Source organism: Pantoea sp. 1B4 (genome assembly GCF_016925765.1).
Lineage (GTDB): Bacteria > Pseudomonadota > Gammaproteobacteria > Enterobacterales > Enterobacteriaceae > Pantoea > Pantoea agglomerans.
In genome coordinates this window covers 456611-483113 of record NZ_JAEUWZ010000005.1, presented here as the reverse complement: position 1 = coordinate 483113, position 26503 = coordinate 456611, and the positions used below count along the sequence as shown (strand labels likewise).

The 26503-nt window shown below is 54.4% G+C and carries 19 protein-coding genes and 4 pseudogenes; 14 read left to right on the top strand and 9 right to left on the bottom strand.

What is annotated here, in order from left to right:
* Positions 1 to 7: 7 nt before the first annotated feature.
* On the top strand, positions 8 to 643 hold the full coding sequence (locus tag JNO11_RS23870) for an urea amidolyase associated protein UAAP2 (protein ID WP_010670353.1): 636 nt from the start codon (positions 8 to 10) through the stop codon (positions 641 to 643).
* Between the two features lie 164 nt (positions 644 to 807).
* Entirely contained in the window at positions 808 to 4419 is a 3612-nt protein-coding gene (gene uca, locus JNO11_RS23865; RefSeq protein ID WP_325178041.1) for an urea carboxylase, read from the top strand.
* 98 nt (positions 4420 to 4517) lie between these two features.
* On the opposite strand, the gene JNO11_RS23860 is transcribed toward uca, so the two are convergent.
* Positions 4518 to 5426 (bottom strand): LysR substrate-binding domain-containing protein, encoded by a 909-nt coding sequence (locus JNO11_RS23860; RefSeq protein ID WP_010670351.1) that lies wholly within the window; start codon positions 5424 to 5426, stop codon positions 4518 to 4520.
* A 99-nt stretch (positions 5427 to 5525) separates the two neighbouring features.
* Here JNO11_RS23860 and JNO11_RS23855 point away from each other — a divergent pair, with 99 nt between their 5' ends.
* Positions 5526 to 6299, top strand: a complete 774-nt coding sequence (locus JNO11_RS23855; RefSeq protein ID WP_154210098.1) for a 2OG-Fe(II) oxygenase family protein — start codon at positions 5526 to 5528, stop codon at positions 6297 to 6299.
* Positions 6300 to 6301: 2 nt separating this feature from the next.
* Here JNO11_RS23855 and JNO11_RS23850 read toward each other — a convergent pair whose 3' ends face one another.
* The 3 genes from JNO11_RS23850 to JNO11_RS23840 form a co-directional block, all read right to left on the bottom strand.
* Positions 6302 to 7375 (bottom strand): DUF2817 domain-containing protein, encoded by a 1074-nt coding sequence (locus tag JNO11_RS23850; RefSeq protein ID WP_325178040.1) that lies wholly within the window; start codon positions 7373 to 7375, stop codon positions 6302 to 6304.
* Between the two features lie 37 nt (positions 7376 to 7412).
* Entirely contained in the window at positions 7413 to 8183 is a 771-nt protein-coding gene (locus JNO11_RS23845; protein ID WP_129063363.1) for an ABC transporter substrate-binding protein, read from the bottom strand.
* Between the two features lie 452 nt (positions 8184 to 8635).
* Positions 8636 to 9547 carry a LysR family transcriptional regulator gene (locus JNO11_RS23840; protein WP_311975264.1) on the bottom strand — a complete coding sequence of 304 codons (912 nt, stop codon included), beginning with the start codon at positions 9545 to 9547 and terminating at the stop codon, positions 8636 to 8638.
* Positions 9548 to 9673: 126 nt separating this feature from the next.
* Between JNO11_RS23840 and JNO11_RS23835 the strand changes: the two are divergent.
* The 4 genes and pseudogenes from JNO11_RS23835 (at position 9674) to JNO11_RS23820 (ending at position 12970) form a co-directional block, all read left to right on the top strand.
* Positions 9674 to 11055, top strand: a pseudogene (locus JNO11_RS23835) (MFS transporter).
* The gene (locus tag JNO11_RS23830; protein ID WP_052271565.1) at positions 11052 to 11444 is read left to right on the top strand and encodes a cytoplasmic protein; all 393 of its coding nucleotides are present in this window, start codon (positions 11052 to 11054) and stop codon (positions 11442 to 11444) included. The pseudogene JNO11_RS23835 and the gene JNO11_RS23830 overlap by 4 nt, the downstream one beginning before the upstream one ends.
* A 538-nt stretch (positions 11445 to 11982) precedes the next feature.
* On the top strand, positions 11983 to 12591 hold the full coding sequence (locus JNO11_RS23825; RefSeq protein ID WP_325178039.1) for a hypothetical protein: 609 nt from the start codon (positions 11983 to 11985) through the stop codon (positions 12589 to 12591).
* Between the two features lie 34 nt (positions 12592 to 12625).
* Positions 12626 to 12970 (top strand): AraC family transcriptional regulator, encoded by a 345-nt coding sequence (locus tag JNO11_RS23820; protein WP_325178038.1) that lies wholly within the window; start codon positions 12626 to 12628, stop codon positions 12968 to 12970.
* A 110-nt stretch (positions 12971 to 13080) separates the two neighbouring features.
* On the opposite strand, the gene JNO11_RS23815 is transcribed toward JNO11_RS23820, so the two are convergent.
* Positions 13081 to 14013, bottom strand: a complete 933-nt coding sequence (locus JNO11_RS23815; protein WP_325178037.1) for an alpha/beta fold hydrolase — start codon at positions 14011 to 14013, stop codon at positions 13081 to 13083.
* 205 nt (positions 14014 to 14218) lie between these two features.
* Complete coding sequence (locus JNO11_RS23810) at positions 14219 to 15427, bottom strand: aldose 1-epimerase family protein (protein ID WP_325178036.1); 1209 nt, start codon at positions 15425 to 15427, stop codon at positions 14219 to 14221.
* A gap of 367 nt (positions 15428 to 15794) precedes the next feature.
* On the opposite strand from JNO11_RS23810, the gene JNO11_RS23805 reads away from it, so the two are divergent.
* The 4 genes from JNO11_RS23805 (at position 15795) to JNO11_RS23790 (ending at position 18872) form a co-directional block, all read left to right on the top strand.
* Positions 15795 to 16352, top strand: coding sequence for a peroxiredoxin (locus JNO11_RS23805; protein WP_010670341.1), 558 nt, complete (start codon positions 15795 to 15797; stop codon positions 16350 to 16352).
* A 24-nt stretch (positions 16353 to 16376) separates the two neighbouring features.
* Positions 16377 to 17618 (top strand): thioredoxin family protein, encoded by a 1242-nt coding sequence (locus tag JNO11_RS23800; protein WP_010247150.1) that lies wholly within the window; start codon positions 16377 to 16379, stop codon positions 17616 to 17618.
* Positions 17619 to 17689: 71 nt separating this feature from the next.
* Positions 17690 to 18244 (top strand): sigma-70 family RNA polymerase sigma factor, encoded by a 555-nt coding sequence (locus tag JNO11_RS23795; RefSeq protein ID WP_022624309.1) that lies wholly within the window; start codon positions 17690 to 17692, stop codon positions 18242 to 18244.
* Positions 18231 to 18872, top strand: a complete 642-nt coding sequence (locus tag JNO11_RS23790; RefSeq protein ID WP_010247152.1) for an NrsF family protein — start codon at positions 18231 to 18233, stop codon at positions 18870 to 18872. Before JNO11_RS23795 ends, JNO11_RS23790 begins: the two co-directional genes overlap by 14 nt.
* 82 nt (positions 18873 to 18954) lie before the next feature.
* Here JNO11_RS23790 and JNO11_RS23785 read toward each other — a convergent pair.
* Positions 18955 to 20107 (bottom strand): annotated as a pseudogene (locus JNO11_RS23785) (MFS transporter).
* A gap of 120 nt (positions 20108 to 20227) precedes the next feature.
* Here JNO11_RS23785 and JNO11_RS23780 point away from each other — a divergent pair.
* Positions 20228 to 20999, top strand: a pseudogene (locus JNO11_RS23780) (DeoR/GlpR family DNA-binding transcription regulator).
* Positions 21000 to 21155: 156 nt separating this feature from the next.
* Positions 21156 to 21549: pseudogene (locus JNO11_RS23775) on the top strand (GFA family protein); the annotation flags it as partial.
* Between the two features lie 35 nt (positions 21550 to 21584).
* On the opposite strand, the gene JNO11_RS23770 reads toward JNO11_RS23775, so the two are convergent.
* Positions 21585 to 22070 (bottom strand): DUF1641 domain-containing protein, encoded by a 486-nt coding sequence (locus JNO11_RS23770; RefSeq protein ID WP_050679362.1) that lies wholly within the window; start codon positions 22068 to 22070, stop codon positions 21585 to 21587.
* On the bottom strand, positions 22070 to 25042 hold the full coding sequence (fdhF, locus tag JNO11_RS23765; RefSeq protein WP_325178035.1) for a formate dehydrogenase subunit alpha: 2973 nt from the start codon (positions 25040 to 25042) through the stop codon (positions 22070 to 22072). The genes JNO11_RS23770 and fdhF overlap by 1 nt, the downstream gene beginning before the upstream one ends.
* Positions 25043 to 25862: 820 nt before the next feature.
* On the opposite strand from fdhF, the gene JNO11_RS23760 reads away from it, so the two are divergent.
* Complete coding sequence (locus JNO11_RS23760) at positions 25863 to 26483, top strand: response regulator (RefSeq protein ID WP_010670334.1); 621 nt, start codon at positions 25863 to 25865, stop codon at positions 26481 to 26483.
* Positions 26484 to 26503 lie beyond the last annotated feature (20 nt).

Below are 26503 nucleotides of genomic sequence, written 5' to 3'. Positions count from 1 at the left end.
GGCTGCGATGACCCTTATTAACTCTGATCGTCGTCCTGAAGATGCCGTCTATCGCCACGTGATACCGGCAGGCGAGCCGTGGCTGTTCGAAGTGAAAAAAGGGCAGACGCTGCGCCTGCTCGACCTCGAAGGGAATCAGGCAATTGATACCCTGTTCTATAACAGCGATAACCCGCGGGAACGCTACGATCCTCAGCGCACGCTGCGTCGTCAGGGAAACGTCTATCTGACCACCGGCAGCGTGCTCTATTCGAATCTCGGCAATCCGCTGCTGACTATCGTTGCCGACACCTGCGGCCGTCACGATACCCTGGGCGGAGCCTGCTCGCAGGAGAGCAACACCGTGCGCTATGCCCAGGATAAGCGCTACATGCACAGCTGTCGGGATAACTTTCTCTGCGCCTGCCTGCACGATGGCCGCCTTCACAAACGTGATATCGGTGCCAACATCAATTTTTTCATGAACGTTCCGGTCACGCCAGAAGGCGGTCTGACCTTTGAAGATGGGCTATCGGCACCCGGCAAATACGTTGAGCTGGTAGCCGAATGCAATGTGATGGTGCTGATCTCCAACTGCCCGCAGCTGAATAACCCCTGTAACGGCTGGAACCCGACGCCCGCCGAAGTGCTGGTGTGGAACTGAGTCAGCGTTGCCATGGCGACAAGCGGGACTGAGTTTCTCAGCCTTTTGCGTCAGACCTCTCAACACACCACCGGTGTACGCCTGTTACGTGCCGGTCAGCCCCGGGGACGGCCCCAGGGAATATCGAATTTTGCGGGACGACCCGCATCCCTGAGAGTTCGCTTATGTTTGATACCTTACTGATTGCTAATCGCGGTGCTATCGCCTGTCGCATCCTGCGCACGCTGCGTGCCATGCAGGTGAAAGGGGTCGCCGTTTACTCCGAAGCCGATCTGAGCAGTTTACATATCCGCGAGGCGGATGTGGCGCTAAGCCTTGGCGAAGGCCCGGCTGCACAAACCTATCTGGTGACGGAAAAGATCATCGCCGCCGCGCAGCAGAGCGGGGCGAAAGCGATTCATCCTGGCTACGGTTTCCTTTCGGAAAACGCCGCCTTTGCTGAGGCGTGCGAGGCTGCCGGTCTGATTTTTGTCGGCCCCACACCGCAGCAGTTGCGGACTTTTGGCCTGAAACACACGGCCCGCGCGCTGGCGGAAGCCGAAGGGGTGCCGTTGCTGGAAGGCAGTGAACTGCTGGCAGATATCAGTGAAGCCCGCCGCGCCGCAGAGAGGGTCGGCTATCCGGTAATGCTCAAAAGCACCGCGGGCGGTGGTGGCATCGGTATGCGCGTCTGTCGTGATGCGAATGCGCTGTCAGAGGCGTTTGAAACGGTCCAGCGCCTCGGCCAGAACAACTTCAGCGATGCCGGGGTATTTCTCGAAAAATATATCGAACGCGCCCGTCATCTTGAAGTGCAGATTTTCGGTGACGGCAAGGGCGAGGTAATCGCGCTGGGCGTACGCGACTGCTCGGTACAGCGGCGTAACCAGAAAGTGATCGAAGAGACGCCAGCGCCGAATCTGCCAGCAGGTATGGCGGAGGCTTTATGCGCGGCGGCTATCGCGCTGGGAAAAGCGGTGAACTATCGCAGCGCCGGAACGGTTGAGTTTGTCTATGACAGCGGGGCGCAGCAGTTCTATTTTCTTGAAGTGAATACCCGGCTGCAGGTTGAACATGGCGTCACGGAGCAGGTGTGGGGCGTTGACCTGGTGCAGTGGATGATTGAGCTGGCAGCAGGCGATCTTCCTCCGCTTCATGCGTTAGCCGCCGCGCTGAATCCTCAGGGCCATGCCGTGCAGGCGCGAATTTATGCGGAAGATCCGGGGCGTCAGTTCCAGCCTTCGCCAGGGCTGTTAACCCAGGTCCTCTTTCCGGCAGCCGACGGTAAAACCCTGCGTATTGACCGCTGGGTGGAAGCGGGGTGCGAAGTCCCGCCATTCTTCGACCCGATGCTGGCAAAAGTTATCACCTGGCGCCCCACTCGCGAGGAAGCCATCGCCACCCTGGCACAGGCGCTGGCGGAGACACGTTTCTATGGCGTAGAAACCAATCGCCTCTATCTGTTGCAGATTCTGGCCTTCTCGCCCTTCACGGCTGGCGAACCCTGGACCCGCTGCCTGGAGCAGCTCGCCTATCAGGCGGCAACGGTTGAAGTGGTGAGTGCCGGAACCCAGACCAGCGTTCAGGATTATCCCGGACGTCTGGGATACTGGGCGGTGGGCGTGCCGCCGTCGGGGCCGATGGATGATCGCGCACTGCGTCTGGGCAACCGTCTGCTGGGCAATGAGGAGGGTGACGCCGCGCTGGAAATCACCCTGAATGGACCCACCCTGAAATTTAACACTGAGATTCAGGCGGTGATCTCTGGCGCGCCGCTCACTGTCACACTGGATGGCGTCGGGCAGTCAATGAATTCTGTTTTTACCATTCCGGCCGGGGCAACGCTGAAGCTGGGCGCGATAAGTGGCGCGGGCGTCAGAAGTTATCTCTGTCTGAGCGGCGGTATTCAGGTGCCGGACTATTTAGGCAGCAAAAGCACCTTCACCCTTGGTCAGTTTGGCGGACATGCCGGACGGGCACTGCGTAGCGGTGATGTGCTGCATCTCGCTCCGCGTTCTGCGAGCGCAACCGGATCGGAACTGCCCGTCGGACTGCACACAGAGCTTGCCACGGTGCGCACGCTGCGCGTCATTTATGGTCCGCACGGTGCGCCTGAGTTTTTTGCGCCGGAGTATATCGAGACGTTTTTTGCCACAGAATGGGAAGTGCATTTTAACTCCAGCCGCACCGGCGTTCGCCTGATCGGGCCAAAGCCAATCTGGACCCGCGACAGCGGCGGTGAAGCAGGGCTGCACCCCTCAAACATCCATGACAACCCGTACGCGATCGGCGCGGTCGATTTTACCGGTGATATGCCGGTGATTCTGGGGCCGGATGGCCCGAGCCTTGGCGGGTTCGTCTGCCCGGTGACGGTAATCGAGGCGGACCTCTGGCAACTGGGACAGCTCAAAGCCGGTGACAAAGTGCAGTTTGTCGCGGTGGATATTCCTACCGCCCGCCGACTGGCAGAGGGCCGACGCACCGAGCTGACCACGCTCCAGCCACAGGAAACAGACTGGCAGCCTGCGCCGCTGATTTCGCCCATCGTGATGATCTGCGGCGCAGCGGATAAACGCCTGGTGGCGCGCCTCTCTGGTGATACGCATCTGCTGCTGGAGGCTGGCGAGCCGGAACTGGATCTGGTGTTACGTTTTCGCATTCATGCGTTGATGCAGGCGCTGGAAGCGCAATCCCGCAACGGCATTATTGATATCACGCCGGGGATCCGCTCGCTGCAAATCCACTTTCAGCCGGAGACGCTGACGCCCGACGTGCTGCTGATGTGGGTGCGCGTTGAGTGGGAGAGGGTCTGCATGAGTGATGACCTTCAGGTTCCCACACGCGTGGTGCATCTGCCGCTCTCCTGGGACGATCCGGCCTGTCAGAAGGCCATCGAAAAATATATGACCACCGTGCGGCAGGATGCGCCGTGGTGCCCGAGTAATCTTGAATTTATCCGCCGTATAAACGATCTGCCGGATGAGCAGGCTGTCTGGAACACGGTCTTTGAAGCCAGCTATCTGGTGATGGGGCTGGGCGATGTCTACCTCGGCGCGCCGGTCGCCACGCCGCTGGATCCCCGTCATCGGCTGGTGACGACAAAATATAATCCGGCCCGCACCTGGACGGCGGAAAACTCGGTTGGCATCGGCGGTGCCTATCTGTGTGTGTATGGCATGGAGGGGCCAGGCGGCTATCAGTTTGTCGGCCGCACGCTGCAGATGTGGAACCGGTATCATGAAGTCGCTGATTTTGGCGGTAAACCCTGGCTGCTGCGCTTTTTCGATCAGATCCGTTTTTATCCGGTTTCAGCCAGTGAGCTGTTGCAGATTCGCCGCGATTTTCCCCTCGGTCGCTATCCGCTGCGCATTGAGCACAGCACGCTGCGGCTGGCGGAATATCAGGATTTCCTCGCCCGTGAAGCGCAGAGCATCGGTCTGTTTCGCCATCACCAGCAAGCCGCGTTCCATGCGGAACGTGACCGCTGGATCGCCAGCGGACAGGCCCATTTTGACAGTCAGGAAAGTGTGGCCGATGAAGGCGGCGACGCGCCGCTGCAGCCAGGCGATCAGGGGGTTGAAAGCCCGGTTTCCGGCAATTTATGGCAGGTGCAGGCGACGGCGGGCAGCCGGGTGAAGGAAGGGGATACACTGGTGGTGCTGGAGTCGATGAAGATGGAGATCCCGCTTCTGGCGCCGTGCGACGGCATTGTTCAGCAGGTCAGCGTGCAGCCAGGCAGCGCTGTACGTGCAGGGCAACGCGTGGCGGTGATTGTTGAGGATAATGCGGAGGGATGATGACACCTGATCGCCTGGTGGCGCAGTGATAATCTGACCCTGTGCCCGCTGATGGTTCCAGACTGGCGGACGCAGGCGAGTCCGATCACGGCGAAGGGCTATTCGCAGCTCGCGCCCAGTTGGCTTAACCAGCTGATCATCGCCTCACTGCCTGGCTGGCTCAGGGTGCGTTGCGGCCAGACAAGGTAATAGGGTTTGCTCAGCGGCAGGCAAAGATCATCCACTACCACCAGATCGCCCCGTGCCAGTTCCGCCGCGATAAGGCGTCGCTGCCCCAGCAGCACACCAGCTCCCGCGACAGCCGCATCAATCGCCAGCGAGGTCAGATTAAAGCTGAACGCGGGCTGCGGCAGAGGTTCGTCCATGCCTTTAGCCTGAAACCAGCTTCGCCAGTCCGGCAGAAAACGGCCTTCATTACCCCAGTCGAGGTGGATCAGCGGCGCCTGGCTTAAGATCGTTTCCGGCGTAAAGCGATGTAACAGAGCAGGACTGGCCACCGGCAGCACGTCATCATGAAACAACTTCAGCTTATCTGACTGCGGGTAACGATCCTCACCAAAGCAGATCACAAAATCGGCGGGCATCGCGGTGAAATCGACCTGAGAATGCGTACCGTGTAACGAGAGATCGATATTCGGGCAATGGTCGCGCCAGCTCGCCAGCTGGGGCAACAGCCATTTGGACGCCAGCGCCGGCAATGTGTAAACCGTGAGTTTTGGCGCGCTGGCCGCATGGCGGATGTTTTGCTGACCGAGATGCAGAATATCAAAGGCCTCGGTGACATAGCGCAGATACTCTTTTCCGGTTTCGGTCAGCATCACGCCGCTCTGCGTACGTAAAAACAGGGCACTGCCGAGTTGCTCCTCCAGCTGGCGAATCTGCTGACTGACTGCCGCCGGGGTTAAGGCCAGTTGAGCGGCCGCTTTTGCCAGGCTGCCCAGTTCGGCAGCCACTTTAAATGACTGTATGACGCTGATCTTTGGCAACCTTGGCAATTGGGCAGGCATTAACACTTCCTTATCAGGGCATTAAGTTTTTATCGTTACGCAGCGTTGCAGGCGACCGGTAGAGTAACATCACACCTGCTCATCATGAGAATTGTTGCTATGTCTGGTTCCCTTGTCCGTCTCGATCTTCATCCACTGGCCGATCATGGCTGGCGTCAACGTTGTCGTGAGCAGTTAAACCAGTCCGGCGCGCTGGTACTGCGTCAGTTTTTAAAACCATACGCTTTAGAGGCGATCATCGAAGAGGGCAATGCACAACGTCACCAGGCTTATCACACCCGCAGTATGCACAATGTCTATCTGATGAAACCTGATGACGCTTTCAGTGCTGAGCATCCGCGTAACAGAGATGTGATCAGCACCAAAGGCTGCATCACTGATGATGTTATCGCTGCCGACTCGCCGCTGCGTCAGCTTTATAATGATGAGTTGTTCAAACATTTCCTGTGCGATGTACTGGGTGAAAAAGCGCTCTATCCCTATGCTGACCCGCTTTCCTCGATCAACCTGCACTATGCATCACACGGCCAGGAGCTGGGCTGGCACTTCGACAACTCCTCATTTGCCATCACCTTACTGGTACAGAAACCGCTGGCGGGCGGCGTGTTTCAGTATGTGAAAGATCTGCGGGATGCCGATGCCGGTGAGATGAACTTTGCCGGTGTCGACGCAGTGCTGGAAGAACGCCAGACCGTTGACGCGCTGGAGATAGATGCCGGGGATCTGGTACTTTTTCGTGGCCGTAATTCCCTGCACCGTGTGACCCCAACTGAAGGCGAGGTCACCCGGATGCTGGCCGTGCTGGCTTACAATACGCAGCCGGATATTGCGTTGTCAGAAACCGCGCGTATGACCTTTTACGGCAGACTATGACATCATGGCGTGTCTGCAAGGGCACGCCAGCCGCGCAGAAAGATTTGCTGCGTGCGGAAAGCCACCAATGCACGCCAGTCCGCATCTTCTGGCCAGAACCCCTCGACCAGTTGTTGCTTTATCACCTGGCCGCCCGCACTGGCAGGGTCGCCATAGAGGTGCAGCCAGTGATCTTCACGCACCCGCTGATGCATATCCTGACCCTCGTAAGTCCCGCATTCCACCACCAGAGGCAAAATCCGGGTGTCAGCCAGTGACGTCAGCAGATAGTGCGACAGATAGCCGGTTGCCGTTGCTGTGATTCCAGTTACACTGTCACGTCCGGCACCAGTAAACAATAAGGTCAGCCACTCACCGTAAATGACTTTGCCCCAGTCATGCGCCGGATAACGCTGCTCCGCAATAGAGAGCAGCATCGGATGCCCCCATGCGCCAGCCCCGGTATGAAGGTCAAAGCTGATGATGGTTTTCGCCACAGAGAGATGCTGGTCAACGATCGCCGCCATCGTAAGGTGTGACCAGCAGGGCTTCTTACCGCCGAAAAAAAAGCCGTCAGCAAAACTATACTGTCCGGCTTCTGTGACACGTTTAACCGCCTGCCAGCCTGCGCCCTCGAGTGCGTCGGCCAGTTGCCGATCGGCGCTTGCACGGTCGCCATGATAAATACCGTGCCACTGTGCATAATCCGGGTTAGCAGGAGGTGGCTGACTGAAATCGATAAAGTTACGGTTCAGATCAATATTGTCTTCGTTCACGCGCCGTAAATGCGCCGCGCCCCATGGATTGAGCAGATGAATCAGCAACAGCGCGGTATCAGCGGGCAACGCTTTTTCATCCAGGGTCTCGAGCCAGGCTATCTGGCAATCGGAACCATAATAGCCTTCAACGCCGTGAGTGCCGGAAACGACCAGCATCAGACGTGATGCGCTGGCCGGTCCTATCCGTGCCACGTCTGTATACAGAGCTTCTCCCAGAGGACCAGGCAGAGGATGCGGATAAGAGGTCGTTTCAGCACCTTTGCTCTGCGCCGCTGCCATAAACCGCGCGCGCTGAACGTGGTATTCGGGCAACGCCATAGTCTTCAAACTCCTGCGATTCTTCACGTTGTGCGGATCAGGGATAAACATTGAATTTAAAATATTTTTTGGTGAGCTGGTCATAAGTCCCGTTTTTATGCATCTCCGCCAGTGCCGCATTAATCATCTTCAGGTTTGCCTCATCTCCTTTGCGTAGCGCGATACCCACGCCATCACCAAAAATCACTTTATCCACCAGGGTCCCTTTGATGGCGTACGGCTTGCCTTCGGCTGAGGTCAGGAATCCCTGTTCAGCAGAGACCGCATTGGCCAGGCTGCCATCAAGACGCCCGGCGACCAGATCCGGATAAACTTCCATCTGGTTAGGATAGGAGATGACTTTAACGCCCTCCGGCTCCCATTTGGTTTTGGCATAGGTTTCCTGGATGGTGCCCTGTGCCACACCGATCGTCTTACCGCGCAATGAGGCAACATCGGTCGTCAGCGTGCTGGCAGCCGGTGCCAGTAAAGCACTGGGCGTGTTGTACAACATATCGCTGAAAGCCACCTGCTGACGACGCTTATCGGTCATCGACATCGCTGACAGGATGGCATCAAATTTCTTTGCCTGAAGGGCAGGGATGCTGCTATCAAAACCCATTTGCACCCACTGGCACTTCACCTTTGCCTGAGCGCAGATGGCATTGCCCAGATCAACATCAAAGCCCTGCAATGATCCATCAGCCGCCTTGAATTCAAACGGCGGGAACGTAGGGTCAACGCCAAAGCGCAGGGTCTGCTGCGCCAGTGCCGCGTGACTAACTGTTGTGAGCGAAAACAGTAATGCAAGGGATAAGCTCTTTTTCATGTTTTAATTCCCGGATGCAAATGAATTTAAGCGCGACATTCAAATTTAATAACATGCGACCTGTTTTCCTGCCAGCGAATAAACCGCAATCATCCAGATTAAAATCTTATGTTATTAAGGTACTGTGCGAATTATTTATACGGCGTTAATTTTTACTTAATACTGTGCATCAAATGACTGAGCCATACCAGGGTGTGGCGCAGGTCCGGGCCTGAAGCCGCAGGCGCTGGGGATGGGATAACAAGACAAGCCCCAGCGCCAGTTTTTAGATTATCGCGCAGCAGTGATTTATCATGACAGGGAATTAAGTAATGCGCCTGCGTTAAACTGAATTGTCATTAGCCAGACAGTAAATATTTACCTTCCCGCCCTGCATAAAATAAAGTTTATGGGATTTAAATCAGTTGAGATAAATTAACGCTTAGCCCATCAGAATAATGTGATGGATACGCCTATTTTCTGCTGGAGTGCGCCAAACGTTCATGCAGGAAATCTATAAACGCGCGTACTTTTTCTGGCACATGACGAGTATTAGGGTAGAGCGCGTAAATTCCCTGACGGGGGAATTGATGATCGGGCAGTAGCCGTACTAATCCACCTTTTTCAATCTCATCCTGTACCAGCCAGGCGGGCAGAATCGCCACGCCAGCACCGGCTAAAGCAAAAGCGAGCAAAGAAGAGGCACTGTCAGCCGTGATCATGGCAGGCTGAAATGCGCTCATCAGCACAGACTCACCTTCGGGCGTGGTCACCTGCCAGCTGAGTGGCGTCGATAAACGGCTATGCGCAATCCATTTTGCTGACGCGAGATGTGAAAGATCCCGGATAGACGCTTCATTCAGGCTGTTGAGATAACAAGGTGCAGCGACCGCCAGGATATCAAACTGATCGATAAGGCGGGCGTGATGACTGGAATCGGCAAGATGCCCAAGTCGTATCGCCACATCGAAGCGGCCGGCAATCAGGTCGTCATTTTTTGATGAAGAGACGTGATGTATGCGTAACTGCGGGTGTTGGGCTGCAAAGTCAGCAAGGGCAGGGACGATAACACGAGCGCCATATTCCAGAGTGGTTGTAATCCGGAGTGTCCCGCTTAATCCAGCGTGATCACTTCTCACATCCTCTAATACGCTTTCCGCATCCTGTAGAAGCTGAAGGCAACGATGATAAAATCTTTCACCCGTATCCGTGGCTGAAACGCGTCTGGTGCTCCTGATGAGTAACGAGACACCCAGCTCCTCTTCGAGATGTTTAATATTGAAACTCACAACGGCTTTAGTTAACCCGAGTGTCTGAGCTGCACCTGTGAAACTGCCTGCCTCGACTACCGCGACAAAGATCCCCAGCCGTTGCATATTGATCATCCTGAACTCCGTTAACGACATCTCATTGTCAAAATATCTTTGACAGTGTAACAACAGAAAGTGAATTTATCCCGATAATTTAAGCACCTATACTGCGCGCCTTACGTTGATCTGTCTGGGAAAAAAATGAGCTATCGTGTGCGCGTAGCCAGTGTCTATTTGCTGGGATTTTTTATTGATCTGGTCAACATGTTTATCGCCAATGTTGCTTATCCAGAGATTGGCAGACATTTTGATGCCCCCCGTTAGCCAGCTGGCATGGATCAGTAATGGCTACATCTTAGGCCTGACGTTGGTCATACCGCTCAGTAGCTGGCTGGTACGGCGCATGGGCGCAAAACGTCTGTTCATGCTCTCACTGCTTATTTTCATTGCGGGCACCTGTGGTGTGGGGGCATCAGCGACAGTTTCTCAGCTCATCGCCTTCCGATGGATACAGGGCATCGGCGGCGGACTGTTGATACCCATCGGTCAGACGATGACCTATGCGTTATACAGGAGCAGTGAACGTGCGAAGTTATCGTCAGTCGTGATGTTAATTGCATTGCTGGCACCCGCCTTGTCGCCAGCTATTGGTGGAATAGTGGTTGAGAGCCTTAGCTGGCGCTGGGTTTTTCTTGTGAGCCTGCCGCTCGCGGTTGCGGCATTGCTGCTGGCGGGATGCTGGCTCAAAGCAGACAAACCGGCGAACTCATCTGACCCGCTGGACCTGGTGGGTTTAGTCAGTGGTTGTACCGCGCTCACGCTGATCCTTCTCGGGCTGACTTACCTGGGCGATGCTGACAGGCTTTATCAGGGGGGCGATGATGCTGCTTGCTGGCATCCTTACTCTGGCGGGCTATGTGTGGGACGCACTTCGAAAAAGCCATCCACTCATTAACCTGCATCTGATAAAGGATCCGCTCTTACAAACAGCAATGCTGATCTATCAGTTTATACCAGGCGTGTTCACCGGCGTCAGTATGATCACTATGCTATACCTGCAATATCAATTAAGTATGCATGCCAGCATTGTCGGTGCGCTCATGCTGCCATGGTCTCTGGCTTCCTTTGCGGCAATTAGTCTGACAGGTAAGAAGTTCAACCTCTGGGGACCACGCCCGCTATTTATCACCGGCTGTCTGTTTCAGGCGCTGGGTATTGGCCTGCTGGCGCTGACTGGCCAGACATCGGACACCTTAGTCTTTGTACTTGCTTTCGCCTTGATGGGATTTGGCGGCAGCCTGTGCAGCAGCACGGCTCAGAGTTCTGCTTTTATTCACATCACCGACAGCGAACTTGCTGATGCCAGCGGACTCTGGAATATCAATCGCCAGCTCAGTTTTTGTCTCGGCGTTACGCTGGTCAGCCTGCTGTTCAACCTGATTGCGAATAGCGGCATGCCTGAAGAACACGCTTATCACCTCTGTTTTGTTATAGCGGCATTCAGCGCTGTGATTCCGCTTCTGTGCTGTTTACGCATTTCAAATCAGAAGGTTATTTCTATGCTTAAAGGGGACCAAAAATGAACCGTTATTTTAAGGAAGTACTGGACGCCCACGAATTGATTCGCAACTGGCTGGGTAACAAAGAAGCACATGATGAGGTATGTGAGGAACTTTTAGCGCGTTTTAGTCCTGCATATTCTATGGTGACACCGGGCGGTGCCTTACTGGATTTCACGACACTAAATGGTTTTTTCCGCACTCAGCGCGGTGCACGTCCGGGTTTAGCGATTGATATCTGCGACATGCAGATGGTTGCTGAGAGTGAAGGAAACGCCACTGTGGTATATAAGGAGTTGCAGCAGCTTCCGGGCCAGGATGCCACGCTGCGGTTTTCTACGGTTGTGTTCGAGATAAATGATGCTGGCAAGGTTTTGTGGCGACATCTGCACGAGACTTCATTGCCGCAGTGATAGAGGCTGACGATTCGCAGTGTGTCAGGGCGCGACGGGTTGAGAGCAACAGCGTGCAGGCTGAACCGCGTTTCTTAAACCAGCGATGCTCGCCGCTGTCTATGCTGAACCGATCGCCGTGAGAGCTACAGTGGTGGTGAGGCGACGGCTTTATTGATCGTGAAAATTCCGCACCAGAGGCCGTCATACTCATACAAGGGGCTTCAGCAGGTTGTCTGAAGCGCCCGGATAAGGTTAGATTAGAGCTTTAGCCTCTATGTTACCTCCTTACCTTAAGTGCGCATAATCTATCTTATGTTAAATTAACACTGACGAAGTCATCCCCTCTTATCCTGTCTGCTGCTAATCAGTTTGATAGTGCTGAAATAGTGGCGAAATCTCGCTTTATGGAAGCACCAGCTCCGCATTTGACGCCCCCTGTCAAACAAGACAACCCGCAGGCAATTGTGTAATCATTCAGGAAATTTGCTGCTCTGGTTCTGCACCCATGCTCTCAGTGCCTTTTCCTGTCATTACACTTCTTTCTCTGCTGTTGCTGATGGCAACAATCTATTCCGGAAAACAACGTAACAACGGCACGCTGCGTTTTCTTTCTGCCTGCATCGTTCTTATTTCGATTAATACGATCCGCTGGGAGTATGACTCTGAGATTTTGAGAAATGTGCAGAGTGTGTTGGCAATGCTTTTACCTGCCATTGCATGGCACAGTTTCGTCCCGCTAAGTGAAGAAAGACGTAAACATGACTTACTGATTTTGCTTGTACCCGCAATAGTATCGCTAGTGATCAGGCTGGTATGGGCACCTGCTACTGACTTCATCCTCAGTATGCTTTATTTCAGCTATGGATTCGCCCTGCTAAGAAAAGCAGTGATTAGTGGAAAACCTATAAGGCTCAATACTCTGGGCGCAATAGCTCAGCATCCTACTTTGACTTTTTTCGCAGGCGGCTTTCTGTGTCTCTCCGCGCTGACAGACGTTCTCATTGCAACTGACTTTGGTATCAGCGGTGGAAAACATGCCACTTCGATCATCCTCATCACTCAACTTGCGCTCTTGCCCATTGTCGGCACGATTATTTTCGGCTTTTTAAACTCATCCCAGCGCTTTGAACCTGTTATCGGGCAAAAAAACAGACAAGATCGATGATCAAGCTCCAGCGGCAGATATGACTGAGTTATATATGATGCTCGAAAAACAGGTCCATGAAACAGAGCTCTACCTGAATCCCGATTTGACGCTTGCTCTACTGGCAAGGAAAACCGGCATACCCGCCCGTAATTTCTCTGCAGCCGTTAACTCGGTTAAACAGTGTAATGTATCGCAGTGGATCAATGGTTTCAGGGTTGAACGGGCAAAAGAGCTACTGCTTAACACTTCTTTGCCCGTTACTCATATCATGCTGGAGTGCGGATTCATGACTAAGTCTAATTTCAATCGTGAATTCCAGCGCCTTTCAGGCCTCTCCCCTAGTCTATTTCGTCAGCAGGCGCGTGATAACTCAATGCAGAATCCAGAAAAAGTGTGATTTTAGTCGTTATCAGTTGATGTAGTTCTGATCGGCTAGCACCCTTGTCGTCCTGACAAACAATGCCATCGCCCGGCGTTTCATCGTCAATAAGTTTCTCTGCACCTGGTTTACATAACTGCATAAAACTGAAATGAGTCGCCCCCCTTGATGATACTGAATTGTCGCAATGATCCGCGCATTTTATCAGCAAGATACTCAGATTCCTCAGAAGCAGGCAACTGACCCAGCTTGTCATTACTGGCCGCGAGAATAAGTACGGGTATGTTAATTTTGCTCAGGCTAGCAGGGGTAAAACCTGGCGCTAATCCAGCATCAAGTGACACGACGGCTTTGATTCTTGTATCAAGATTGTCAGATGACAAAAGTTTATGCGCAGTAACGTCATCTATTCCAAGTTTGGTCGTCAGCTTACAGTCACCGCGAAGGACATGCTGCTGACAGTCATTCAGGAACAACGAAGGATCAAAACGCGCTCCAGCCAGCGACATGACTGTCCAGCCTCCAAGAGAATGCCCAATAGCCGCAATGCGCTTATCATCTACTGTGCCAGATAAGTCAGAAGATCGACCGACGAAATCAATTACCCGGGATATTTCACCAGGACGACGCCATAGTTTTCTGGCGTCTTCAGGATTCTGATTAAAGATTGTCGTACCGGGGTGATCAGGCGCAGCCACAATGTATCCCTGAGCGGCCAACGCTGCAGCAAGCCAGGAAAGATTTTTCCAGCTTCCATTAAATCCATGTGAAATCACTACAAGTGGATGCGTTCCCGAAACGGGTGTGGCGTTACGGATAATCTCAACGCCGACAAAAGCGACATTTTCTCCAACAGTTTCACTTACTCCATTCTGAATCGCCGGGTACCACACCGCTACTTTCAGAGGATCTCCCTTGGTGTCTGACACTGTCATCTGGCGAAAACCCGGGGATGCCTGGACCTGCCAGCAGTAAAGTAATACCGATGCTGCTATTAACACTGTTCTGAACATCATTGATGCCTTGCTGTGATAAATGAAGACATATTTGTAATCTGCCACAACGTACGAATGCGTCCTCTTACACGATCCAGGTCTTCAAATTTGCAAAATCAGTGATTATTTATCCGTCTGCTTCAGTTTTATGGTGCCGCTCACGACCAGCAATATCCATGGCGCGGCAGCCTGTAAGTCATAAAATCCGTTCTCAAATCTAAAAAAAATCCCGACACGCGACTTCACGTCATCGGGATTTCATTCATTCCAGTTACTCTTTCGCTATTGGCGTCTCGCTTACATCAATCTTCGTTTCACCCTGAATGCCCTTAATGCGTTTCTCAACGTCATTAACCTGCTCGCTGCTGTGCAGCAAGGTGTAAGTCAGATCAAATGCCGTACTGGCACCCGGTTGCAGCTGCTTCACGCGTTTTTGTTCACGTTCAATGGTGACCGGATAGGCGTAACTGGTACCAGGTTCGATACCGGTCACGTAGCCCTGTTTCAGGGTGTCGGTATTTTTCCATAAGGTCAGCATCGGGAGTTGACGCGTATCGAACTGAATGGATGCGCCGCTGTTGCCCGCTTTATTTATCACCGCAGCGACGGTCTGATGATTGCTGTCTGAAAGCGGCTTGATGTTGAACACCATCTCATCGAAGTCTTTGGTCGGACCTTTATAGTTCTGCCACTCTTTTAACCCGGCTTTCGCGTAGTCATTGAACGGGCTGATGCCGGACATCGGCGCCAGGAAGCGTGCGCCCTCTTCCAGAATAGGTTTGCCGAAGTTGCTGTGATAGATGATCTGGTAATCGTGCGGATAGTCGGCATGGTTGGTTAACACATCATGCAGGCTGAAACTGTTGCTGCCTGGCACGTAACGCAGCTCGGTCATGGTCTGCAAATCAGCTTTCTTAAAGGTGCTCTCTTTAATCAGGCCGCGAATACGAATTTCGTGTGGTGCCGCATCAGCCACTTCAACTTCCAGCTGAGAAACCGGCGTATTCCCTGCTTTACCGTGCAGCGTATAGATTCGGCCTTCATCGGTGATCGGATGGCCGGTCCATTCGTAGCCGCAACGCACCATCATCTCGTTGAAACCATCCAGCCAGCCCAGACCGTTGCGGCTCTCAAGATTGATGTAGGCAGGATTGACGACCTCTTTAACTGGTGAATCCCAGCCCATGCGGGTGCCAAAGCCTTCAACACGCAGTAAGTTCATGCCACGTGTCGGGCTTAGCGTAATCGTCAGGCCATCCTCACTGCGGATCGTCAGAATTTTACTGCCTTCCTGCTTGCCGCCATGCAGGACTTTCTGCTCGATGCTGAACGGTTTGCCCTGAAACTTCAGCTCACTGCTGGAAATCTTCCAGTTTCCTTGCTCAGTGCCCTGTTCAGCACTCGTCAGCACCCAGGTTTTCGCCGCTGCAGAGCCTGAAACCAGCACTGCCAGTACCGTTAACGCCAGTTTAATCTTCATAAGTCATCCCATTGGCTGAATCGTTTTTTCATTCCGTAAGGGAAATTTACTTAATGGGACTGAAGATAAACGTGATGATGCTCACCTGTTGGGAAAAGGCAGTGAGTTAGACCTATTATTGTGGGCCAAATCACAGTGATTACGGCCAGAGAGGAATAACTACATCGAATCGGGTGAAATTTGCTGACATTAGCTTTATACGATTCAGCTCAAAATGAAGGATCTGATAAAGGATGGCTGGTGAAGCACCATAAAAAAAAACATAAAAAAAATTCCTCAACTGCGCAACTTTTTCCATTTTTAAACGAACCTGTTATCAGGGACGTCAGACAACTCCGTCTGTTCGTCAATGGAGAGAGTAAAGCCAATGAAAAACACCCTGAAAACCCTGGCCGTCGCTACGCTGCTGGCACTGAGCGTTCCGGCAACATCTGCTTTTGCAGCGTTACAGGTCGGTGAAAAAGCGCCGGACTTTAAACTGGAAGCCGCGCTGGCCGGTAAATCGACCACCTTCTCATTGCAACAGGCGCTGCAGAAAGGCCCGGTTGTCCTCTACTTCTTCCCTGCTGCTTTCAGTGCAGGCTGTACGCTGGAAGCACACGATTTTGCTGAAGCGACCGATGAATTTAAAAAGCAGGGTGCGACAGTCATTGGCGTGACGGCGGGCAATACCGATCAGATTGCGAAATTCTCGCAGCTTGAATGCCGTGACAAATTCACCGTCGCAGCCGATCCCGGTGCCAAAGTGGCTGCAGAGTATAAGAGCACCATGGAGATGAAAGGTCAGAAGCTTTCAGACCGTACCTCATACGTGATTGCGCCCGATGGCAAAATCCTGCTGAGCTTCACCGATAAAAATCCTGATACGCACATCCAGAAAGCGATGGATGCCGTTAAAAAATACCGTCAGGCCAATCCGGCATAACTTCATCTTCAGAGCAGGTACATCATGCTGACTGCGATTGCAGCCGCCTTCCTGGGCGGCATTATTCTGAACCTCATGCCCTGCGTGTTTCCGGTGATCTCGCTGAAAGCACTGAGCCTGATCCGCCATCACGAATCACCTTCCCACGCCAGAGCCGAAGGGCTGGCCTTTCTGCTGGGCGTAGTCGTGACGATGGTCGCTCTGACCGCGGTTCTGTTGCTGGCCAGGGCGGGCGGTGCATCGGTGGGCTGGGGATTCCAGCTGCAATCGCCGCTGGTCATCGCCGCGCTGATTCTGGTGATGCTTGGGTCGGCACTGAACCTGCTCGGTCTGTTTGAAGTAGGATTATCGGTACAGCGGGTTGGCGAAGTGGGAGGCGATCGCGGTGGTTTAGTCGGTTCAGCTCTGACTGGTGCGCTGGCCATCATTGTCGCGACTCCCTGCAGCGCGCCCTTTATGGCCAGCGCGGTAGGCTATGCGCTTACCCAGCCTCCGCTAATCAGTCTGGTGATCTTTATTTCACTGGCGCTGGGCTTTGCTGCGCCCTTCACTCTCATCTCATTCTTCCCGGTGCTGGCGCGGATTTTGCCAAAGCCGGGTGCCTGGATGATTACGTTAAAGCAGGGGCTGGCGTTTCCCATGCTGGGCGCGGTGGGCTGGCTGATCTGGGTACTTGAACGCCAGGCGGGATCGGCGGCGCTGGCTGCCATTCTGGCCTGCTGTTTACTGTTTAGTTTCGCCGCCTGGCTGTATGGCATGGCGCAGAAACGCCGTATGATGGGACAGCGTCATTGGGTGCTGCATGTGGCGACCGCATTCTTCCTGGCGCTGGTCGTGGTGCCGTTACTGAACCTGAACAGGTTTGCCGAAGCTCCGGCTGAAACGGCAACCGCCTCACAGGCTGCCGCCGCTGTGGCGTGGTCGCCTCAGAACGTTGATGCCATCAAAGGTCAGGGCAAGCCAATACTGGTGAACTTTACCGCATCATGGTGTATTACCTGCCAGGTTAACGATCGTACTTCACTTTCAACGCAGGCGGTAAAAGCGGCGATGGCGCGAACCAACACCATTTATATGGTCGCGGATTCCACCAAATACAATCCCGATGTTGAACAGGCGCTGAGCGATTTCGGGCGCGGTGGATTACCGCTCTACGTGGTTTATCCGGCTGACGGCGGTAAACCTGAGGTGCTGCCACAGGTGCTGACGCCTGGCATTGTGATTTCAGCGCTAAATCAGGCAACAGAAAAAGGAAATAAATCCTGAGATTACTGATGAAACGATTGCCTGGCGCGTGGCCAAGGCGCGGCGACAGCGTGCTGAACTGCTGATGATCGATGCCAGAAACTGATCAACGCGCACAGCAGTGGCCAGCATTAATGGCCCGGGCGCAGGCGGGTGACAGAGCTGCCTATAACCAGTTACTGAAAGCGATGGTTCCGGCCATCCGGGCATTGGTATGCAAAAAAATCCGTGATGAGGGACTGGTTGAGGATGTCATTCAGGAGACATTGCTGGCGATCCATCGGGTGCGGCATACCTACGATCCGCAGCGTCCGATACTCCCCTGGGTTGCTGCCATCGCCTCTGCCCGCGCCATTGATGCGCTGCGCCATCGCGGCCGTCGCCAGGAAGTACAGGATGAGGAAGAGCTGCAACGACAACCCGCTGCAAGTGCAGAGTCCTCAGCCGATACGGATATCCTCTCCGGTTATCTGGATAACCTTCCGCAGCGCCAGCGGGAGATCGTCGAATCCGTGCATCTGCGTGAGCAGAGCCTGGCGCAGGCAGCAGCTGAAACTAATCAGTCGCTCTCTGCGGTTAAATCTCTGTTGCATCGCGCAATGGTCAACCTTCGTAAATATGGACGGGGTCATCATGAGAAATCATGACCAGTTAATTAATCAGCTCAGCGCGTCTGCCCAGCCGGTGCAGCGCGTCTGGCCCACCGCCTGGCGCGTCGCGGGCTGGATTGCGCTTGCCCTGCCCTGTGGCGCGCTGACCAGCTGGGCATTTCACAGCCGTTTCACTGACTGGTCGCAGCCTGGCGCGTTTTTTGCGCTTGTTGCCCTGCTGCTGTCACTCATCATCGCGGGCAGCACGCTGGCGGCAGCCTTTACGCTGAGTATTGCAGGCAGAAAACCCATCAGTCTGCGCTGGCCGCTGCTGATGGCGATGATGTGGCTGGTGCTGAATCTGATCAATATGTCATCTTCAGCACCGCCATCGGGCGCGAACCGGTTGGGTGAAGGGATGCACTGCTATCTGTTTATGCTGTCGGCCAGTGTCCCGATGATGCTGATGTCCGTGTTCGCCCTGCAGCGCACCCGATCCCTCTATCCGGCGCGCAGTCTGGCGCTGAGCGGCTGCGGCAGTGCGTTTACCTCATCGATGCTGCTGTCGTTGTGCCACGATACCCATCTGCACGCCATCGATTTTTCTATGCATCTGGCTGCGGGCATCACCATCGTGGCGCTGACGGTGCTGGCAGGCCGCCGCTGGGTCAGGCTGGGAGAGTAATGGCACGCCGCTTCCGTTCCTCCTGAAGATGACTCCGCGCCCCGTTCAATGAAATTCTGTCAGGAGCGCGGATTGGGTAATTTTATGCATTCTCCCCCGCGCGGCTACGGCCCAGATCCAGGGTCAGAGAGACCGCACCGACAACCAGCATCAGCGCCATAATCAGTGAAAACGAGAAAGCGAGATGTGTGTAATGCGCCACGTAGCCAATCACGGCTGGCCCGCTCAGGACCCCCCAGATAGCCCAGAGTAGTAATGGCAGGCACGGCGACCGCCTGCGGCATCACCGTCTGACGTCCGGCGGCGGAGAACATTACCGGCACGATATTGGCGCAGCCTGCGCCGACCAGGGTGTAGCCCAGCAACGCCATCGGCCAGGAGGCGATAAAGGTCACCATCGCCATGCCAGCGGCGGCAATCAGTGCGCCGCCCAGCACAACCGGTAAACGTCCCAGCGATGAGATAATCCGATCCCCGGTCAGACGCGCCACGGTCATCGCAATGGCAAAGCAGGTATAGCCCAGTCCGCCCAGTGACGCCGGAATGGCCCGGACATCGGTCAGATAGACAGCACTCCAGTCCAGCACGGTGCCTTCGGTCAGGAAGACGGCAAAGCAGATGATGCCGATAATCAGTACGCTGCCGCGCGGAACAGCAAATACCGGGCCTTCAGCGGGGTTCGCGTAGGTCAGTAAGCCCGGTGCGCTGACCAGCGTCATGATAATCACCGCCACAACTGCCAGCAAACAGCCGGTCAGCACGCTAAAACCCATCGCCAGTAGCAGCGTCATAAAGCCCGCCCCGGCAATGCCGCCCACGCTGTACATGCCGTGAAAGCCTGACATGACTGGCTTTTCCGCCTGCTTCTCCACCAGAATCGCCTGGATGTTCATGGCGCAGTCGGTTACTCCGATGCCGACGCCAAAAACCAGCAACGCCAGCGCCAGCAACAGCGGGTCGCTGAGCACCGACAGCCATGGCGTACTGATGATGACCAGCGCGACAGCGACCAGAATCACCCGGCGGCAGCCAAAGCGGCTGGTCAGCCAGCCCGTCACCGGCATCGCAATCAGCGCGCCGACGCCAAGACAAAGCAGCAAGGTGCCGAGTTGCGCCTCATTAACGCCGGTATTGCCGCGGGCGAAGGGCACAATCACCGCCCAGGTCGCGGTTATAAATCCGGCTATAAAAAAGATGGTGCGTGTTGCCAGCGTGGAAGAGACGTTATTAGCCATTGCATTCCTTTCAGGGATGTCGGGGAGAGCTGACAGGACCGAGAGATCGCTATTGACTCCCTGCCCGGCAGTGAACGATTATGCTCACTATAGCTCGATTGTGAATATTTTGAGGTTTAGATGCTCGATTATGCAGCTTTCCCGCAGCAGCGACAAGCGCTGATTCGTGAGATATTGCAGGACAAAGGACGGGTGGTCTGCGCTGACCTTGCAAGGCAATTGGCCGTGTCAGAGCACACTATCCGCCGCGATCTCCATGAACTCAGTAAAGAGGGTTTATGTAAAAAAGGTCTATGGCGGTGCGGTGTTACAGCTTCAGGAGGCGGGCAGCTTTGTCAGCCGGAAAGCTCACGATCACGCAGCAAAAGCCCTGATCGCGCAGCGCTGTGCCAGCCTGGTGAAAGCCAATAGCTGCATCTTTATTGATGCCGGTACAACCAATCTGGCGCTGGCACAGGCGCTATCACCAGATTTGAATATCACCGTCGTCACCAATGCACCCGATATTGCTGCGCTACTGATCAACCATCCTGCTGCGGAGGTGATTATGCTGGGCGGGCAGATACAGAAGAGCACCGGCGGCGCGGTCGGGCAAACCGCGATCAACCAGATCCAGGGGATTCTGTTTGATCAGGCGTTTATTGGCGGCTGTGCCATGAGTCCGGAGGCCGGTCTGACCGGTTTTAACTATGCGGATTGCGAATTCAAGAAAGTTGCCATGGCGCAAAGCAATCAGGTCATTGTCGGGCTGACAGCGGATAAAATCCCTGCCGTAGCGCGATTCAGCGTGGCGAAATGCCGTGAAATCTCAACGCTCGTCGTGGAAGAGAAGCTTGATAAAGAACTGCTTGAGGCGTTTGAAGCGGAAGAGATGACGCTTATTACTGTCTGATACGGGGTGATTAAATAAATCATGTCGCAGACGAACCCGATCAACGCACCCTGCCCTGGCTGTACTAAGAGTCGACAAATCCGCACCCGATGCTGCCAAATCTCAGGCTTTGGCGTAGGCTGAAAGCTGGTTGGTTTCACTACACAGGAGATCACGATGCAAAATGAAATGACAGCACAATGCCACTGTGGCGCGGTGGCGTACCGGGTGACGCTGAAGGATGGATTTAATACGGTGCGTCGCTGCAACTGCTCGTTTTGCCGGATGCGCGGCGCGGTGGTGGTATTTGCGACAAAAGTGGAGCTGACCCGGGGCGAAGCGCAGCTCACCGAATATCGATTCAACAGCAAAGAGGTGGGCCACTACTTCTGTTCCGTTTGCGGCATTTACACCTTTCATCAGAGCCGCTCACAGCCCGATCAGTTCGGAGTGAATGTGGCCTGCCTTGAGGGGGGTTTCGCCGTTTGATTTCACCGATGTCCCGGTCTCCGATGGGATCAATCATCCAAAAGATGGCGGCGCGGGCGGTGTAGCCGGTCATCTGATCTACACCCCCCACGCAATCCTGAACGATCGCAGGCTGAACTACTCCCGTGTGGGCTTGCCACTGAAGCGGGTAATCGGCTTCTGCTCTTCACGGTCGATCTGCTGTGAGAAGACTTCAAGCGCCGCGAAGATGGGGCGCAGTCCGCGCCACAGATCCTCATCATTGAGTAACCGGATAATGCCGCGGATGCCCGGCGCGGCTTTTTCCTGACGGGCCTCATCGCGCGCCGGTTTAACGGCCATCGCGGCATCGCGAACCGCCAACAGCAGATGATTAAACCGTTCTGGCGGCACGCTGCCCAGCGTCATCATCAGTAGCGAGAGATTCTGCAGTGCGTTCTGCGTACCCGGCTGATTAAGGCCTGAGACCAGAATTTTCCCCACCTCGCTGTTTGATTTAACCAGATCGTTCGCCAGCCGCAGAAAACCGTGCTGGTGAAGATTTTCGATTAGCTCATCCATCGCCTCCCGGGCGGTCGGCTCGGTAGGTGTCGGCGGGACCTGATATTTCATCCGTTCTGCCATTAGAATTTCTCCGGTTTTTCGACATGTTCAGGCGGTTCCCGATAGCCAGCCTGCTGCCATTTTTGCTCTATCGGCAGGTGATCCAGCGGCGTACGACTGCCGTGACGGAAGTTGTGTAGTGGCACCGGATTGGGCTGCGACCGGCGATCAACGCGCTTCATGTTTACGGCAATCTCTTTATAAGCCGGTGTGTTGACGTCGGGATCGTGATGTTCGCCGGTCAGTGCGTTGACGCCATCTTTGCCATGATGAATCGGCATAAACAGAACGTTGCCTGCCACACGCTCAGTGATCACAACAGGCACATCCAGCGATCCGCGCCGCGAGGTAATGCGTACCCACTCTCCTTCGTTCAGCGCGCGCTCGGCGGCCAGCTCCGGTGAGATCTCAACAAAGGCATTAGGCGACAGCGACATCATGCGGCCACCCTGCCCGGTCTGATTCATCGACTGGAAATGCTCCAGCATCCGGCCATTATTCAGCAGCAGATTATACTGTGAATCCTCCTGCTCGGCGGGCGGCTGCCAGCTCAGCGGATAGAGTCGCGCTTTGCCATCCGGGAAATTAAACCGTTCCGTGTAGAGTCGCGGCGTGCTTTCGCCTGCGGCGCTGACGGGCCAGAGCTGGGACTGCCAGCCGACCAGCTGCTCATAGCTGACACCCGCGAAAATCTCTGCGATGCCTGCGGCTTCCGCCATAATCGCGCCTGGGTTCGGGTAATGCCACGGATGACCGAGACGGGCGGCGAGATCGGTAAAGATCTCCCAGTCGGGACGACTATCACCCAGCGGTTTCATGGCGGGTGAAAAGTGCTGGATCCGCCGCTCGGTGTTCACAAAGGTGCCCTCTTTCTCCACGCTGGGCGCACCGGGCAGCACCACATCGGCAAATTCGGCAGTGCGTGACATGAAAATGTCCTGTACGACCATAAATTCCAGCTTGCTGAAGGCGGCATGCACCGAAGTGGCATCGGCATCCGCAAACGCCGTCTCTTCACCGGTGATATACATCGCACGAATTTTGCCTTCACCGGCCTGCTGCACCATTTTGAAATTATCAGCACCAGGCTGATCGGAAAGCGCTTCAGGCGAGACGCCCCAGGCGCGCGCCCATTTTTCGCGCACCGCTGGGTCAGTGACTTTTTCATAGCCGGGATAGAGATTACTGAGGCAGCCAAAGTCGCTGGCGCCCTGTACGTTGTTGTGTCCGCGCATCGGATAACCGCCGGTGCCAGGCCGGCCATAGTTGCCGGTGACCAGCAGCAGGTTCGACAGTGCCGTACTGGTGTCTGCCCCGTGGCTGTGCTGGGTAATTCCCATCGCCCACAACACACAGGCACTGCCCGCCTGGCCGATCATTTCCGCTGCTTCAATCAGTTCTGATTCACTCAGTCCACATGTCTCACTGGCAAAGGCCAGCGTAAAGGGAGCGAGTGAGGCGCGGTACTCATCAACCTGGTTGACCCGCTGGGCCAGAAAAGCCTCATCCGCATAACCGTGATCGAACATATATTTTGCCATCGCCGAGGCCCAGACCAGGTCGGTACCGGGCCGGATACGCAGATAACAGTCAGCACGTTCCGCCATTTCATGACGGCGCGGATCAACGACCAGCAGTTTCTGACCGCGATGTTTGTGGCTCTGTTTGATGTGAGAAGCAATGACCGGATGGTTCTCGGCCAGGTTGCTGCCGACCAGCACAATCAAATCGGTCTGTTGCAGATCCTCAATCGTCCCGGCATCTCCGCCGTAGCCCACCGTGCGGAACAGCCCTTCTGTGGCCGGGTTCTGACAATAGCGCGAGGAGTTATCAACGTTGTTGGTGCCAAAAATTAAACGGGCGATTTTTTGGGTCAGATAGGCTTCTTCATTGCTGGCCTTGCTGGAGCCGATAAAGCCAATCGCATCGCCTCCATAATTCTGAGCGATACCCTGTAAACCTTCGGCTACCCGCTGCAAAGCTTCATCCCAGCTGGCGGGCCGGAAACGACCATGCTCGCGGATCAACGGCGTAGTCAGGCGCTCCGGGCTGTTGACGAAGTCCCAGCCGAACTTACCTTTAACGCAGGTCGAGATGCCGTTGGCTGGGGCTTCGGCGACCGGCTGAACTTTCAGGATGTGGCGGTCACGGGTCCAGATTTCAAAGCTGCAGCCCACGCCGCAATAGGTGCAAACAGTTTTGGTGCGTTTAATCTCAGACTGGCGCAGCGCCACATCGATTTTCGAAACGCCTGTAATCGGCTCCATGCCAATGCTGTTTTCCAGCGTTTTAACAAAGTCGATCAGCGGACGCTTCAGCCCTTCATCCATCGTGGTAAAGGGGCCTGCGTCTGGCTGCATGGTTTTTTCCAGCAGCGCATTGCACGGGCAAACTGTGACGCAATGTCCGCAGCTTACACAGCTGGAACCGGCGATTTCCGTTCCGCCATCCCAGAGCACGCGAGGATGTGCCTGGGTGTAGTCAATCGAAAGTGTTTCGTTAACCTCGACATTCTGGCACGCCTCGACACAGCGACCGCATAAGATGCACTGGTCAGGATCGTAGGTGTAAAACGGATTGGAATGATCTTTTGCGTAGGGCTTGGGCTCATGAGGATAGTACTGAATCGGAATGTGCATATCTGCCACGGCATTATGCAGCGTGCAGTCACCGGTGTTGTGCTCACAGACGGTACAGTAAAGCTCATGACGATTGAGCAGCCGATCCATTCCCTCCTGCTGCGCGGCCTTAAGCGCACTGCCTTCACTCTGCACCTCCAGCCCCTCTTCAGTGCGGAGCGTGCAGCCGCGAACCCGCTCGCCGTTGGCATCTACCCAGCAGACATCACAACTTTGCAGCGGCGGCAACGCCGGGTGGTAACAGACATGAGGTAGTTTTTTCCCTTGAGCATCCAGAAAATCGATTAGCGGTTGATCAGCTAACCCTTTTAACCGTTCACCATTGTAGATAATGGTGCAGTAATGTTGACTCATATAAGCCTCATGACGACATTGCGACGAGCTACCGAATGGAAAATCTCCCTCTATTTAAAGGGTTGCTTCACAAGCTTAGTGAGGATTAGCAGCCACGCCATGAATACCGCTACGCTTATCAAGGTTACTCGCTGACAGGTAAGGCTTTTTTAAATGTAATGACTTCTTACCGGCTAAAAACGGGTCAGGTTTTACCCGGCTGATCGTCAGAATCTGGCACAGAGGCTTCGCGTTGATAAGCATTGGTCGCACAATGGTGAAGTTGAGGGTTAATAATCAAACATAATGTATGTTGTAACTATATAATCAACTGGCTTTTTTCGCTATAAGACGCAGGGTAATGATCGGCACGCTTATCAATCCGTCGTTTTTCCCTCAGTGAATTAATTATCAGGTCCGCCGCGAGTTGATAGACTACTCCCAAATTAATTACGTACCGCCACTAACTTATTCCAGTACATATCAGGCTGAAACGATTTAATCTGGATAACGGGTTTATGGATTATTTTAGCTATTAAACGGGACTATTCTCCTGCCCGTGAGTGAGCGAACAATTTATGGCATAGCTATGTCGATCAAATGACAGTTATCAGCATTGACGGCCAGAACAGTGGCGCTCCACCCCAGAGTTGACGCTCACATTTTAGTCATACCTATCAGCCATTTATCTTAATTTTAACAAGCTGATAATTATAAGATGATAATGATAACTGTTATGGTAATATCCTGTTAACCCTGCCCGACACTTTCTCATCAGGGCCTCTTTACGCGTCATGCTTAATTAAATTATCAGTAAATACCTGGCTGAAATGAGGTCCCTATGAATCCCATCGTTTATATCGTTGACGACGACGCTGCTGTGACTGCTGCACTGCGTAATCTGCTCACTGCCGACGATTACACGGTTATCTCTTTTTCATCGGCTGATGATTTCCTGGCTCACGCTTTTACTCCCCTTCCCTGTTGCCTGATTCTGGATATTAATCTGCCTGGTGCAGATGGATTTGATGTTGCACAGGCATTGATCGATCGTGGCTACGCCATTCCCACTATTTTCTTAACCGGCTTCGGGACTATTCCGGTCACGGTGCGGGCGATGAAAACCGGTGCTTATGAGTTTCTGACTAAACCTGTCGATCCCGATCGTATTTTGCAGGCGGTTTCAGAAGCCTTACAGATCGCCGGGCAGAATATGGCCTCTTCCGAGGAGCGAAGGGAGATACTGGAGCGACATCAGACCCTGACACCGCGTGAAAGCGAGGTCATGCTGCTGGCGATTAGCGGCCTGCTGAATAAGCAGATCGCCGCCGAAATGGGCGTCAGTGAGATCACAGCTAAAGTTCACAAGCGGCGGGTGATGGAGAAAATGAAGGCGCGGTCGCTCACCGATCTGGTGCGGGCGGCAGAGCGGCTCAATATTGATCATACCCGACGCCGCTAAGGCCAGGCAGACACCTGGCC